General features: G+C 33.2%; 15 protein-coding genes. 12 read left to right on the top strand and 3 right to left on the bottom strand.

Translation table 11 applies throughout. From position 1 onward, the window contains the following. Positions 1-4: 4 nt before the first annotated feature. A complete protein-coding gene (locus KWG70_RS08705; RefSeq protein ID WP_230935616.1) occupies positions 5-748 on the top strand; it encodes a hypothetical protein in 744 nt (247 codons plus the stop codon). Here KWG70_RS08705 and KWG70_RS08700 read toward each other — a convergent pair. Further along, positions 737-1126, bottom strand: coding sequence for a DoxX family membrane protein (locus KWG70_RS08700; RefSeq protein ID WP_230935615.1), 390 nt, complete (start codon positions 1124-1126; stop codon positions 737-739). The two genes, KWG70_RS08705 and KWG70_RS08700, sit on opposite strands and share 12 nt — an antisense overlap. Before the next feature lie 147 nt (positions 1127-1273). On the opposite strand from KWG70_RS08700, the gene KWG70_RS08695 reads away from it, so the two are divergent. Continuing rightward, positions 1274-2050, top strand: coding sequence for a hypothetical protein (locus KWG70_RS08695; protein ID WP_230935614.1), 777 nt, complete (start codon positions 1274-1276; stop codon positions 2048-2050). Here KWG70_RS08695 and KWG70_RS08690 read toward each other — a convergent pair whose 3' ends face one another. Beyond that, positions 2051-2962, bottom strand: coding sequence for a bifunctional metallophosphatase/5'-nucleotidase (locus KWG70_RS08690; RefSeq protein WP_230935613.1), 912 nt, complete (start codon positions 2960-2962; stop codon positions 2051-2053). It lies immediately after the preceding gene. A 5-nt stretch (positions 2963-2967) separates the two neighbouring features. Further along, positions 2968-3726, bottom strand: coding sequence for a 5'-nucleotidase C-terminal domain-containing protein (locus KWG70_RS08685; RefSeq protein ID WP_230935612.1), 759 nt, complete (start codon positions 3724-3726; stop codon positions 2968-2970). A gap of 72 nt (positions 3727-3798) precedes the next feature. On the opposite strand from KWG70_RS08685, the gene KWG70_RS08680 reads away from it, so the two are divergent. The 10 genes from KWG70_RS08680 (at position 3799) to KWG70_RS08635 (ending at position 15391) form a co-directional block, all read left to right on the top strand. Next, the gene (locus KWG70_RS08680; RefSeq protein ID WP_230935611.1) at positions 3799-4317 is read left to right on the top strand and encodes a DUF6913 domain-containing protein; all 519 of its coding nucleotides are present in this window, start codon (positions 3799-3801) and stop codon (positions 4315-4317) included. After that, positions 4317-5198: a 4-hydroxy-tetrahydrodipicolinate synthase gene (dapA, locus tag KWG70_RS08675; protein WP_230935610.1), complete on the top strand. Its 882-nt coding sequence runs from the start codon at positions 4317-4319 to the stop codon at positions 5196-5198. Before KWG70_RS08680 ends, dapA begins: the two co-directional genes overlap by 1 nt. Positions 5199-5317: 119 nt before the next feature. Next, positions 5318-6133 (top strand): outer membrane protein assembly factor BamD, encoded by an 816-nt coding sequence (locus KWG70_RS08670; RefSeq protein ID WP_230935609.1) that lies wholly within the window; start codon positions 5318-5320, stop codon positions 6131-6133. 12 nt (positions 6134-6145) lie between these two features. Further along, a complete protein-coding gene (locus KWG70_RS08665; RefSeq protein ID WP_230935608.1) occupies positions 6146-6475 on the top strand; it encodes a DNA-directed RNA polymerase subunit omega in 330 nt (109 codons plus the stop codon). Positions 6476-6482: 7 nt separating this feature from the next. Next, on the top strand, positions 6483-7694 hold the full coding sequence (coaBC, locus tag KWG70_RS08660; RefSeq protein WP_230935607.1) for a bifunctional phosphopantothenoylcysteine decarboxylase/phosphopantothenate--cysteine ligase CoaBC: 1212 nt from the start codon (positions 6483-6485) through the stop codon (positions 7692-7694). Further along, positions 7687-8574: a type IX secretion system protein PorD gene (gene porD, locus KWG70_RS08655; RefSeq protein WP_230935606.1), complete on the top strand. Its 888-nt coding sequence runs from the start codon at positions 7687-7689 to the stop codon at positions 8572-8574. Before coaBC ends, porD begins: the two co-directional genes overlap by 8 nt. Before the next feature lie 59 nt (positions 8575-8633). Then, a complete protein-coding gene (gene recN / locus KWG70_RS08650) occupies positions 8634-10286 on the top strand; it encodes a DNA repair protein RecN (protein ID WP_230935605.1) in 1653 nt (550 codons plus the stop codon). Between the two features lie 49 nt (positions 10287-10335). Next, the gene (locus KWG70_RS08645) at positions 10336-11154 is read left to right on the top strand and encodes an enoyl-ACP reductase FabI (protein WP_230935604.1); all 819 of its coding nucleotides are present in this window, start codon (positions 10336-10338) and stop codon (positions 11152-11154) included. 236 nt (positions 11155-11390) lie between these two features. Then, entirely contained in the window at positions 11391-13100 is a 1710-nt protein-coding gene (locus KWG70_RS08640; RefSeq protein ID WP_230935603.1) for an FG-GAP-like repeat-containing protein, read from the top strand. Positions 13101-13339: 239 nt separating this feature from the next. Next, positions 13340-15391, top strand: coding sequence for a T9SS type A sorting domain-containing protein (locus tag KWG70_RS08635; protein WP_230935602.1), 2052 nt, complete (start codon positions 13340-13342; stop codon positions 15389-15391). The last annotated feature ends 73 nt before the right edge of the window (positions 15392-15464 follow it).

The following is a 15464-nucleotide window of genomic DNA, read 5'->3' as shown; positions in this document are numbered from 1 at the left end:
AATTATGTACTTAAGTAAAATTTTAGGGATTATACTCATACTGTTGAGTATACTATTTCTAGGACTACAGTCTTTAGGAAAAGAGTTTGATGCTTTTGGTGTCAAAGCTTTGGCTATGACGGTATTGATTATTTTGTATTTCGTCAATGTAAAACAAAAGCATATTTTATTTATACTGTTTTTAGTGACTTATGCCGCTGCCGAAATTCATAATTATTTTACTTACAATCTCTTTCCTCCAGAAAATGCGACTTATGACATTCATTATCTTATTGGAAACGGACTTTACATTTCGGCGTATTTGTTTTTAATAGCTAGAATTTTGTCTATTATGAACTTCAGAAAAGCGATTTTGAGGTTTTCAATGCAGACGTTGCTTCTCTTCGCTTTAGGTATTTTTGTTGTTTACATGATTACTGATCTATCTAAAGAGGGAATAGGGATTGACTATGGTTATACTGTAGAAATGGTGTATAACTCTATTATCATGTTTTTAGTCTGCTTAGCATTGGTTAACTATATGTATAATGATAGCAAAAAATCTATGAATCTACTCATAGGTTCTATATGTATAGTGTTTTCTGAAGTCATTCAAATAGCTTATTACTATATTTCAGATTTCGATAATACTTTAAGTGTTATCTATTCATTCTTTTTAGTAGGTGCATTTGTATTCTTTTACCTTCAATCAAGGTTAGTCCAAGAGTACAATGCTGTCTATGAACAGCACCAAGAATTAAAAGCTTAACTTCTTTCCAACTATTGGAATATCTTTTCTATAGATATAAAGAATAATAAATGACAAGATAAACGTTGTAACAGCGGTGTAAAATAACATACCTCCATCACCTTTTATTTCAATACCTAGTTGAGTTAAGTGCATCAATACGGCACCACCAATAACACCTAAGGTTAAAGTAGCACCTGCCCAAGCCGTTTTTTTGAACAATAATAAAATCCCAGCAATTAACTCGGTAATTCCAATTCCTATTCTTCCAACAGGTTCTAATCCAACTTTCGTGAAAATATAAATACTGTCTTCATGTCCTGTAAATTTAAATCGTAACGTTTGGATTAAAATTACAGCGACGATAATTCTTAAAATGAGTGGAAAATGTTTTTTCATAATATAATTGTATTGTGTATTAGACGATTAGAAAAATAAACCCTACACAGATTTCTAAAATTTGATAAAAAATCGATAAAACGTGCATTTTTTACGTTGAAATACATAATTTTTATTATATTTGCCTTACCCAATTAAAAATCTACCATGCAAAAAAAGCAAAAAATAAGGCCAAATATGGCTTTAGTTATAGTCTTGTTTGTGTTGCTATTAGCTACGTCTATTGCGACCTATTTTGACTATATCATTGTAACAAAAATAGCTAAGTTAATAACAGTTACCGTTTTACTTACATTTTATTTTTGTCAGCTTAACAAGATGGCTAATGTGTTTTTAACGCTGTTTTTAGTATTTTTTATTGGTGACGCGTTATCTGTGTTTGATTTTGGGGCACTGTCTTCCAAATTGTCTAAATCAATGTACATTGGAGCTTATCTATTACTCATTTTTGTGCTTTTAGGGAAGTTGAAGCGCGTTAAGTTTGAAGGCTTGGTAAGTGTTTATTTAGTACTTGTATTAATGCTCAACTCTTATTTCTTGTATACTTTATATGGTGTAGCTAAAGAAAATTTTGTCGATACTGTGAATTTGGTTTTGTATGTATGCCACGGAATTACACTTATAGCTATGACTTATTTTGCTTTTGCGGTTTATTTAAGTAGAGAAACGGCACAGTCAATTACATTTTTATTAATGGTCTTTTGTTTTGTGTTTTCAGATGTATTAAACTATATCTGTAATTTGTATGTGTACTTTTGGATTTTTGAGGTGTTTGAAAAAGTACTCCATACTGCAGGATTGTTTCTTTTATATAAATATGTATTTGACCATCATATGAATAGGAATAGTGATAAACGAATTAATTTTTCTGAGTACTTCATCCCAACCACAGAGTCCTTACGTGAAATACAAGTTAATCTATAGTTAGACAATTATAGACTTGCCATTCGCCGCTTTATTCTTATCGGCATCAAAGTAAAAATCTATTCGTCCTAAATTAATACCATAACAGCCAACTTGGTTTACCAAAAGGTTTTCACCTATAGAATTTTTAACAACGGTAGGCTTTTTTAGAAAGGTATGTGTATGACCTCCAATGATTAAATCAATATCTTTTGTGGCTTCCGCTAATTTAAGATCACTAATTTTTTCTGGACGATTACGGTAATTATACCCTAAATGAGATAGACAGATGATGAGATCACATTGTTCGTCTTGTTTCAATATTCTTGTCATTTCTTGAGCGGCTTCCGTCGGGTCTAAATACTTAGTTTCTTTATACATTTTTTTGTCTACAAGTCCGTTCAATTCAATCCCTAGTCCAAAAACTCCAATTTTAATACCATCTTTTACAATGATGCGATATGGCTTAACATGAGTATCCATAATCGTATTGGTAAAGTCATAATTAGCAGAAACAAAATCAAATTTGGCATGTGGTAATTGCGCATAAAGACCATCAATACCATTGTCAAAATCATGGTTCCCTATGGTAGCTACATCATATTTAAGCATACTCATAAGTTTAAACTCAAGTTCGCCACCATAATAATTAAAATAAGGTGTGCCTTGAAAAATATCACCAGCATCTAATAATAATGTATTTGGATTTTCTTTTCTTATTGCGGCTATTAAGCTTGCGCGTCTGGCCACACCACCTTGGTTTGGATTTCGCCCATCATCTGGCCCAAAAGCATCAATATGACTGTGAACATCATTAGTATGTAATATGGTGATCTTTTTTGTTGCAGGAGCGAATGATGTTAAACCCATTCCACCAAGACCAATTAAAGCCGATGCAGCTGCTGTTTGTTGTATAAACTCTCTTCTTTTCATGGTCATTAGTTTTTTAGCTGAATAAATCGGTTATCTGTAACTGGGTTAAGTGTATCTATCTTAGTAAAGTAGTCGATAAGTACATTTCTAATTTTATAATCCAAAACATAAAGACTATCATTAGTTTTAAAGAAATCCATGCGGTCTCCTCCGTTATATAAATAATCGTTGGTGGCAACATTATAGGTTTTATTAAAATCTATGTTTTGTCCATTAATGCCAGCAGATTTAAAATTACCATCGACATCCAAAACAATATTCAATTTTGAAATAGGATGTGCTCGTTTAGCTTTGACGAGATAATCAATAAGTTCTTTAACTTGTGCGCCTTTTAATTTAACCACGACAGTCGAGTTGTCAAATGGCATCACTTCGTAAGCGGTTCTTGTAGTTACATTTCCTTTAGAAATAATAGCACGTATACCTCCATGATTCAGTAGTACAAAATCAATATCCTCTCCAGTTCTGCTTTTAAAAATTGGATTGGATTGCTCATAAACGGCATCTGCCATCATGTTGCCAATGGCTGTGTTGTAATCACCATCTCCTTTAGAATAGGTATCAACAGCGTAGGCTAAAATACTATCCAGATTAGCGTTAACATGGTCTCTGTAAGGTTTGATAAAGTCTTCAACAGCTTGGTCTATGTCTAGACTGTCCGAAATATTAATTTGCTTTCCTTCAATTTTATTGAGATGCATCTCTTTTTTGCACGAGCTAAACGCAACAAGGCAAACGAGAAGTATAAAATGTTTATAATTCATAGAATTTATTGTGAAATGTTTAGAATATCGTACGATGTGTTTTTACTACATTTGTACAAAGCATAAATATAAATGATTTTAAAGGCATTTAAGACAAAATCAAACCAAAAATACATCAACAAATTGTTAAGTGCTAGGAGTGTTGCAGTTAGTAACACAAAAATGAATACTGTTGGTGTTATTCTGAATATGAGTGAATATTCAGATTTTGAGTCGTTTAGAATGTATTTTAAAGGTTTGGGAATTCATGAGGCAAAAACTAAAATTATCGCTTTTGTCGAAGATCCTAAAGATTCTAATGTGCTATGGGATACTTATTTTAACCCTAAAGATTTCGGTTGGAAAGGAAAGATAAATAATATCGACTTACAAACCTTTATAGACACAAAGTTTGATGTATTGATCTGCTATTATGAAGAGCATCACTTAGAGCTTGACATGATTACAGCATTATCTAAAGCAAATTTTAAAGTGGGTTTAACAAATGATGATCAGCGTTTTTACGATTTGATGATTGATATAAAACCGAAAGAGTTTTCAGTTTTTAAAACAGAAATGAAAAAATATTTAACAGTTCTAAATAAATTATAATGACTAAATTTCATGGTACAGGTGTAGCTATTATTACACCTTTTAATGCAGATCTTACCGTAGATCACAATGCATTAACAAACTTGGTAAACTTTAACATAGAAAATGGTACCAACTATATAGTAATTAGTGGTACAACGGGAGAAAGTGTGACTATCACTAAACATGAAAAACAGGCTATTATTAAAACGATTGTTGAGGCCAATAATGGACGAGTGCCTTTGGTTTTAGGTATTGGTGGAAATAATACAGCGCAAGTTATTGATGAAATTAAAACAACAGATTTAAGTGCTATAGATGCACTTTTATCGGTATCGCCTTATTACAGCAAACCGCAGCAAGAAGGAATCTATCAACACTTTAAAGCTATTTCTGAAGTATCTCCAGTTGATATTATTTTGTACAATGTTCCTGGTCGTACGTCATCAAATATGACTCCAGAAACTACCTTGCGTTTAGCAAGAGATTTTAAAAACATTATTGCGGTAAAAGAAGCTGGAAATAATGTACACCAGTACTTAACATTATTAAGAGATAAACCAGAAGATTTTTTAATCATCTCTGGAGATGATGATCTTGTGCTTGGTGTTGTGTTGGCTGGAGGAGCTGGTGTAATATCGGTTTTAGGTCAAGCGTTGCCTAAGCAATTTACGACAATGATAAATCTAGGATTGGAAGGAAGAGCCAAAGAAGCCTACAAGATTCATTTTGGCCTGATGGAAATGACATCACTCATTTTTTCTGAAAATAATCCTGCTGGTATAAAAGCAGTTTTAGAGGCTTTAGGCTTATCAAAATCTACTGTTAGATTGCCATTAGTTGAAGCAACTAATGAGCTTAAACAAAAGATTAAAACAGAACTTCAAAAAATAGAAAGTTAGATAAATAGTTAAATAATACTTAAACATAATAGCAGCCTAATTTCAACCGTTATTTTAGCATGAAATTTAGTTTTTATAATACGTTAGAAATACGTACTTTTGCAACCTGTTTTTTATTTATGAAGAAATTAGTTTACTTATTAGCAATTCTTTTAGCATTTAGTTCATGTAGTGAATATCAAAAGGCATTGAAGTCTGAGGATATAAAAACTAAGTTTGAGGTTGGTACTCAAATGTTTGATGCTGGTAAATGGTCTAAGGCCAATAGGATTTTTGCTCAAATAGTACCCAATTATAGAGGAAAGCCTCAAGCAGAAAAATTGATGTACATGTATGCGAGATCATTTTATGAAATGAGAAGCTACATAGAAGCTGGTTACCAATTAGGTCGATTTGAAAATGCATATCCAAATAGTGAAAAGGTTGAAGAAATAGCATTTTTAGCTGCTAAGAGTTACTACCAAGTGTCTCCTGTTTACAGTAAAGAGCAGCAAGAGACAGTAGAAGCTCTAGAAAAGCTTCAGTTATTTGTAAATAAATATCCTAATTCTGAACTGTTACCAGAAGCGAATAAATTGATTAAAGAATTAGATTATAAATTAGAACGTAAAGCTTTTGAAATTGCAAAACAATATAATAGAGTTGCTTATTTTGAATCTTCAGATTATGAAGCGGCAATAAAAGCGTTTGATAATTTCTTGGCAGATTTCCCAGGAACATCTTTTAAAGAACAAGCGATGTTTTATAGATTGGATTCTGCATACAAATTAGGAATCAATAGTATTGAAGCTAAAAAAGAAGCAAGATTAAATACAGCTATCAATTATTATGATAGTTTTAAAAAGTTTTTTCCAAATTCAGAATTACTGAAAGACGCAGATAAGATGAATGAAGAAATGACAACAGCGGTACAACAATTTAATACGAAAAGTTAATTTACATATATAATGGATTTAAAGAAAACCAATGCTCCTGTTACAACAGAAACTTATGATAGAAATATCATTGACGCTCCAACAGATAATATCTACGAAGCAATTTCTGTGATTTCAAAAAGAGCAGAACAGATCAATACTGATATCAGACGTGAGTTAGTTGACAAACTTGAAGAGTTCGCAACATATAACGATAGTCTTGAGGAGATCTTTGAAAATAAAGAGCAAATCGAAGTGTCTAAGTTCTACGAAAAATTGCCTAAGCCACACGCTTTAGCTGTTCAAGAATGGTTAGATGACAAGATTTATTACAGAAATACTGAAGACGACGTTCAGGAATAATACAAGCATGTCAATATTAAGCGGCAAAAACATACTATTAGGCATAACTGCTGGTATTGCTGCTTATAAAACAGCTAGCCTAGTAAGGCTATTTATAAAAGCAGGTGCTAACGTAAAGGTCGTTATGACACCTGCTTCTAAAGACTTCATCACACCTTTAACACTTTCAACTTTATCAAAAAATCCAGTCTATTCATCATTTACTAATGAAGATGATGATAATGCTATGTGGAATAATCATGTAGAGCTCGGACTCTGGGCAGATCTATTTATTATTGCACCTGCAACGGCAAATACCATGTCAAAAATGGCAAATGGTACTTGTGACAATCTATTGTTGGCGACCTATCTTTCTGCAAAATGTCCTGTCTATTTTGCACCAGCGATGGACTTAGATATGTATAAACACCAATCTACTATAAATTCTTTTGAAAAATTGAATGCCTTCGGAAATGTCATGATACCTGCTACATCAGGAGAATTAGCAAGTGGTCTTGTGGGTGAAGGTCGGATGGCAGAGCCTGAAGATATTGTTTCTTTTATAGAAAATGATGTTTTAGGTAAGTTGCCTCTAAGAGGAAAAAAAGTATTGATAACAGCTGGTCCAACTTATGAAGCAATAGATCCTGTGCGATTTATAGGAAATCATTCTAGTGGTACAATGGGATTTGAAATTGCCAAAGCAGCAACTAATCTTGGAGCTGAGGTGACTCTTGTTTCTGGTCCGTCATCACAAGTTGTAACTCATAGTTTGATCAATGTGATTAGAGTAAAGAGTGCACAAGAAATGTATGATGAAGTGCATAAGTATTTTGCTTCAGTTGATATTGCTATACTTTCTGCTGCTGTAGCCGACTATAGACCAAAAAATATAGCAGATCAAAAAATAAAAAAGAAGGAAACAACGTTTACTATCGAGTTAGAGAAGACTAAAGATATTTTAAAGTCTTTAGGTGTTATTAAAAAGCAACAATTTCTCGTAGGTTTTGCATTAGAAACCAATAACGAATTAGAGCATGCTAAAGGTAAACTTGAATCTAAGAATCTAGATTTGATTGTCCTTAATTCTTTAAATGATAAAGGAGCAGGTTTTGGTGGTTCAACAAATAAAGTTACTTTTATAACAGCTTCTCATGAGATTATAGCTCATGAGTTAAAATCTAAGGCAGAGGTAGCGAAAGACTTAATGCAACAAATTTTAAAACAAACAGATGCGTAATTTTATATATATTCTATTAGCTTTAATAACAACGGTGTCTTGGTCGCAAGAACTAAATTGTAATGTTGTAGTAAATGCACAAAAAACAGGTAACGAAAATGTGCAAGTGTTTAAAACGCTAGAACGTCAGCTAACTGAATTCATTAATAATACAAAATGGACAGACAAGTCCTTTAAGCCTCAGGAGCGTATAGATTGCGGTATGGTGATTACTATCGAAAATTATGATACCGATTTGTTTCAGGCTACACTACAGGTACAAAGTACACGACCTGTTTTTGGTTCTACCTACGGAACACCTATCTATAATTATAATGATAAAGATTTTAACTTTCAATATTTAGAGTTTCAGAACTTCGTCTACAATCCAAATCAATTTGAGTCTAATTTAGTATCGATGATCACCTTTCATATATACATGATGTTAGGGTTGGATGCAGATACATTTTCTCTCAAAGGAGGAGAAGAATATTACAAACAAGCACAAACTATTGTTAATTATTCACAACAGAATAATGCAAAAGGTTGGAAGTTGTCTGATGGTCAACAAACACGTTTTGTTTTGATAGATAATGTCCTGTCACCAACGTTTAAAGAGTTTAGAGATGTCATGTATAATTACCATCGCAAAGGCTTAGACGAGATGAGTAATGATGCGAAAGAGGGCAAGCAAACCATTGCAAGAACAATTACAGATTTACAGACTTTAAATAACCGTCGTCCAAACTCATATTTGATGCGCGTATTTTTTGATGCTAAATCAGATGAGATTCAAGACATATTTAGTGATGGACCTTCGGTTAATGTATCTGATCTTATATCTACATTAACTAAGATTGCACCTTTCCATGCTGCTAAATGGCGTAAAATAAATTTCTAAGCTTTCACTTGTTTTATAGTTAATTTCAGTATTTTCATACTGTAATTATTAATGCTTAAATGCTCACACAACTTACCATAAAAAATTATGCGCTTATTGATGAACTTCATGTAAGTTTCAATAACGGTTTGTCTATTATTACAGGTGAAACCGGAGCTGGAAAATCTATTTTGTTAGGAGGGTTATCCTTAGTTTTAGGTAAACGTGCAGACCTTAGTAGTATTAAAGATACCTCAAAAAAGTGCATAATAGAAGCGACTTTTGACGTTGCTAAATACAATTTAAAACCCATATTTGATACTGAGGATTTAGATTATGAGGCTTTCACTATTATTAGAAGGGAGATTTTGCCTTCTGGAAAGTCTAGAGCATTTATTAATGACACTCCAGTAAATTTAAATAACCTTCAGGTTATAGGTGAGCGCCTATTAGATATTCATTCGCAACATCAAACGTTGCAGCTTACTAATGATGATTTTCAATTTCAAATTATTGATGCTTTAGCAGATAATTCAGATAGTTTGGGTGTGTACTCTAAAGCGCTTAACAATTACAAAGAGTTAAAATTTCAGTTAGAAGCTGTGCAACAGCAAAAAGCAGAATCTATAAAAGAATTTGACTATAATTTGTTCCTCTTAAAAGAATTGGATGAAGCTAAATTGGTGCCTGGAGAACTGGAAACATTAGAAAGCGAGTACGAAACACTCAACAATGTTGAGGAGATAAAGGAAAAATTAGCACATTCTCATCAGTTGTTAAATAATGATGATGTTGGTGTTATAAATCATCTCACAGAGATCAAGAATTTGTTAGGTAAATTATCTGGCTATGGAAAACAATATGATGATGTTTCTCAGCGTGTTGCTAGTACTTTAATTGAATTGGATGATGTTTTTTCGGAAATTGAACAGCTTGAAGATCAGTTAGAGGCAGATCCAAATCGTTTGGATAGTGTTAATACTAAATTACAGGTCATTCACAACTTGATGCAGAAGCATACAGTGTCATCTGTGGAAGAACTTATTACTATTAAAGAGAAGTTGTCTCAAAACGTTTCTATGACCGAAAGCTTAGATGCTATCATTATTGAAAAAGAAAACGAAATAAATGATTTAGAAAAGCAATTAAAGTCTATGGCAATTTCTATTCACGATAATCGAGCAGCGATTATTCCGGAGCTAATTCAGCAATTGGAAACGATTTTATCAACATTGGGAATGCTTAATGCTAAATTCAAAATTGAATTGGAAACCTCTGATTTATTTTTAACAAACGGTACCGATCGTCTGCAATTTTTATTTTCAGCAAATAAAGGTGGTCAGTTTAATGATCTTAAAAAATCAGCTTCAGGAGGAGAATTATCAAGAATCATGTTGGCTATTAAATCGGTTTTATCAAAATACAAACAGTTACCAACCATAATGTTTGACGAAATAGATACAGGTGTATCTGGTGAAATTTCGAATAAAATGGCAGCTATTATGCAGCAGATGAGTAAAACAATGCAAGTATTTACCATTACGCATTTGCCACAAATAGCAGCAAAGGGTGACTCTCATTTTAAAGTCTATAAAAAGGATATAGATAATGTGACTCAAACCCATCTTAAAAAATTAAATCCAGATGAACGTATTGTTGAGATCGCAGAGATGCTTGGAGGTGTAGATGTTACAAATTCTGCTATAGAGCATGCAAAACAATTACTCAATTAATACTATCTTTGAACCATAAATAATCAACTAACATCTTAATTATATACGCATGTCATACAATTTATTAAAAGGAAAACGCGGAATCATCTTCGGCGCATTAGACCCAAATTCAATCGCTTGGAAAACAGCAGAGCGTGTTCACGAAGAAGGAGGTACGTTTGTATTAACAAATGCACCAATTGCAATGCGAATGGGACAAATCAATGATTTAGCCGAAAAAACGGGATCACAAATTATTCCTGCTGATGCAACCTCTGAAGAGGACCTAGAAAATTTAGTTACTAAGTCTATGGAGATTCTTGGCGGTAAGCTTGATTTTGTATTACATTCTATTGGGATGTCTATAAATGTAAGAAAGGGTAGGGCTTATACAGATCAGAAATATGATTGGACGCAAAAAGGAACAGATGTATCTGCAATGTCATTTCATAAAGTTATGCAAACCTTATACAAAGCAGATGCTATGAACGAATGGGGAAGTATTGTAGCCTTAACGTATATGGCTGCTCAACGTGTGTTTCCTGATTATAATGATATGGCCGATAACAAAGCATATCTAGAAAGTATAGCACGTAGTTTTGGTTATTTCTTCGGAAGAGATAAAAAAGTGAGAGTCAATACGATTTCTCAATCACCAACTCCAACTACAGCTGGTCAGGGAGTAAAAGGCTTTGACGGGTTTATAGCCTACGCAGAGAAAATGTCACCATTAGGTAATGCGACAGCACTAGATTGTGCAAATTACACAGTCACCTTATTTAGCGATTTGACAAAAAGAGTGACATTGCAAAACTTGTACAATGATGGAGGGTTTAGTAATATGGGCGTGAGTGATGCCGTAATGGATACTTTTGTAGATAATCAATAGATCCCGCAATAGACATATAAACTTAAAACCGATGTTAACGCATCGGTTTTTTATGTTTATAAGTGTTTTCTTTTAGAATAATTTACCGTTAAACAGATAAATTTTTTGTGTTTATGGATATTTCAGGAAGCTTGACTTGTATTGATGAGGGGTTTGATGAATGCGATAACAGATATAAACTTTATTGTTGAAGCCTCTTTTTTTATTATTATATTGTATAAGTTAATTTTTAGATCATGAGAAAAGTATATTACTCCTTTCTGTTTTGTTTCTTTTCATTGTTTTCATTGTATTCCCAGATACAATTTGGAAATGTAGCTAATGACCTTGGTGTTGCCATTTCTCCTGGATTGACATCCTATGGAAATGGGATTTCATTTTTTGATTACAATAATGATGGTTGGGACGATATCACTATAAGTACGGCAGATAACAATGAACTCAGGTTTTTTAAAAACATATATGGCGTTTTTGTAGAGCAAGATTTTAATTTGTCTTACATAAATTATCAAACACGCTGTGTTGTATGGGTAGATTTCGATAATGATGGTGATAATGATTTATTTGTGACTAGTGATACAAATGGAAATAAATTGCTAAAGAATCAAGGAAATATGATCTTTGAAGATATTTCTGCTACTTCTGGTATGGTAACAGGTAATGTATACACCTTCGGTGCGTCTTGGGGAGATTATGATAATGATGGTTATTTGGATGTATTTTTAAGTAATAGAACATCAATATTTTCTAATATACTCTATAAGAATAATGGAGATGGAACTTTTACAGATGTTACTATACAGGCAGGAATTAATAGTAGTCCTGTATTCTCATTTTGCTCTGCTTTTTTAGATATCAATAATGATGGTCATCAAGACATATATGTTTCCAACGATAAGTTTAGCTTTGAGAATAAACTTTACAAGAACAATGGTGACGGAACCTTTAGCGATATAAGCGTATCTTCTGGAACAAATATAGCTATTGATGCTATGTCTACTACAGTGGGTGATTATAATAAAGATGGCTACTTTGATATTTATATAACAAATAGTCCCACTGGGAATTATCTATTGAAAAATAATGGCGATGAAACCTTTCAGAATGTAGCAGTACCTACAGGAACTAGTTTTGATAGTATAGGCTGGGGAGCTGTATTTTTTGAAGCTGACAATGATAGTGATCTCGATTTGTATGTGAGCGGGCAATTAAACGGAAGTCAAGTAGGATTGTTGTCTGCAGCATTTTATGAAAACAACAATAATAATACATTTACCTTAAATAATAGCTGTTTTCCAGGAGACAATGGGACAAGTTATTCTAATGCTGTTGGTGATATTGATAATGATGGATTATTAGATATTGTTGTTAGTAATGATGGTCAAGATATATTTTTATGGAAAAACATGACACTTAATTCATTGCATTGGATAAAATTGAAATTAGAAGGAACTCAAAGTAATAAAAATGCCATAGGAGCAAGAGTTGAGATTTCAGTCAATGGAGAAAAACAATATGGATATAAGTTATGCGGCGAAGGTTATCTAGGCCAAAACTCTAATATGATGCATTTTGGGTTAGATGACAATGTGTTAATCGATTACATTAAAATATTTTGGCCAAGTGGCTTAGAGGAAACGTATTTTAATATTCAGTCTAATCAAATGCTTACTCTTTTAGAGGGTAGCGCTTTAGGAATCGATGAGAATGCGATTGATTATGGTTTGACTGTTTCTCCAAATCCGGTTACAAATCTATTGAAGCTTGAATCTACTGAAGTTATTGATACAATTGAAGTCTTTACTGTTTTGGGACAGCGAATAGTTTCTATTGATGGTCAACATGCAATCCAAAACATAGACATGTCTAACCTACAATCTGGTACATATATCTTAAAGGTTTTTATTAAAAATCAAACAAAAGTGATTCAGGTGTTAAAACAGTAATAGCCATTTCTAATTCAACTAAAATAAAAAGAGGTCACTATTGAGATTTATTTTTACCTTTTAGCTATTGCTTTTTGAATTTTTTTGTTGAGCTCTATCAGTTTTTTTAAACTATTGATTTCGAAATCAATACCTCTTTTCATCGGTGTTTTTCCCTTTTTATCGATTATATAATATACATTTCTGTTTATTAGAGAAATATCATAATTTTAAGACTTATTAATTAAATTCAACTAAATATGAAAAAAATTACTTTATTATTTGTAGCAATGCTGTTTAGCTCTTTTGCAGTTTTTGCACAAAATTGTGGAGACACTTTTACCGATTCTGGAGGTGCTGGATCTGATTATTCTAGTAATGAAAATATTACTTATACAATATGCCCAGACAATCCAGGCGATGTGGTTTTTGTAGATTTTAGTTTCTTTTCTACTGAAAATAATGGAACAGGATGTTATGATGGTTTAACAATTCATGACGGAGCAGACAATACTGCTACTACTATTGACCCTCCTGGAGGGGGAACAATATGGTGTTGGGATAGAGATGACGCAACTCCTAACGGATCAGGTGATTTACAAGGAATGACTATAATCTCAACTGATGCTTCAGGATGTTTAACATTTGTATTTACTTCTGATGGTTCAGTTACAAGAGACGGTTGGGAAGCTGCAATTACTTGTGGACCTCCTCCTACATGTACTCCAGTTGAGGGTAATGCTGTTTTAGGTACAACCGATTGTGGAGGAGCTGACAATTTCTTTATAGATGTTGATGTGACTAGCTTAGGAGATGCTACTACAGTTACTATTTCAAATGATGGTGGTGTTGCTTCAACAGATGTAACAACTACTGGTGTTGTTTCTGTTGGACCATTTGCTTCTGGTTCTAATGTAAATATTACTCTTGATCATGACGTAGATCCTATCTGTAGTGCAGATTTAGGTAATGTAGCATTTACTTGCCCAGCCCCTAATGATGATTGCGGAACAGCTATAAGCATAGCGATACCATCAGCTAGTACATGTCCAGGTAATACTGTTACTTCAACGTCAGTGGCTACTGAAGGTGCTGATGAATTGGTTAGTTGTGATACATTCGGAAATTTAGGTCTTTGGTATTCATTTACTGCTCCAGCATCAGGTCAGATGGAATTTGTTTCCGGAACTGGAAGTCCTGGAATTATAATTTATGAAGGTGCTTGTGGCTCTTTAACTGAAGTACCAGCTACTTGTTTCAATAATGCAAGTGGTTCGATTGCAGGATTAACTCCAGGTAATTCATATTTTGCTATGATTTGGACAGATTCTGCTGCAACAACGGTAGAGTTCTGTCTTTATTCTTTACCATGTACAGCTGCAACAGCTACTACATCTATTGTAGACGAATGTGGGACAGGTGAATTCTCTATTGATGTAGATGTAACTGATTTAGGTGACTCAACTACGATTACAATTTCTAACGATGGAGGTGTAGCAAGTACAAATACAAGTGCAACAGGAGTTGTAAATATAGGTCCTTTTGCTTCAGGTACTGATGTTGTAATTACTTTAGAGCATGAATCTGATGCAGGATGTAATGTGGATTTACCAGCTGTAAGTTTTGTATGTCCTCCAGCTAATGATGATTGTCCAACAGCACAATTAGTAGTACAAGAAACAAGTATAGTTGATGCAGCTTCGGCGACTCCAACTGCAGGAACTCTTAATGGTGCTACCGATTCAGGTTTACCAGCTGAGGAATGTAATGGTTTTACTGGAACAGCAAATGACGATATTTGGTATTCTTTTGAAGCTTTAACAACTAATGTTAACGTTACTTACGAGACAAGTAACTTTACAGACCTTGTTGCTGTATTATATTCAGGAACTTGTGGCTCTTTAACAGTAGTAGGTTGTGATGATAGTGGAAACCCTGAGGAAGTAAATGCTACAGGCTTAACTGTAGGTGAAACATACTATACTAGAGTTTTTCAATATGGTACAGGTTCTACTGTTGGCGATGATATTACAGTTAAAATATGGTCTCCAGATGCATTAAGTACTGAAGAATTTGAAAATGAAAACGCATTTACATATTTCCCTAACCCAGTGAAAGGTGAATTAACATTAAATGCACAAAAAAATATTCAAAACGTTGCTGTATATAACATGTTAGGACAAGAAGTTCTTAGAACTGCTCCTAATGCTGTTGAAAGCACAATTAACATGAATACATTAAGCCAAGGAGCTTATTTCGTTCAAGTTACAATTGGTGATGTTACAGAAACTGTGAGAATTATTAAGCAATAAGCTTAAATTTAAATACTTATTCAAAAGCCACCTTAAAGGTGGCTTTTGTATTTTCTTTACTTACCTTTGTGAG

The sequence above is a fragment of the Psychroserpens luteolus genome (assembly GCF_021032705.1).
Classification (GTDB): Bacteria; Bacteroidota; Bacteroidia; order Flavobacteriales; family Flavobacteriaceae; genus Psychroserpens; species Psychroserpens luteolus.
Note: the sequence above shows the minus strand (reverse complement) of the source record. Positions and strands in the feature narration are given on the sequence as shown.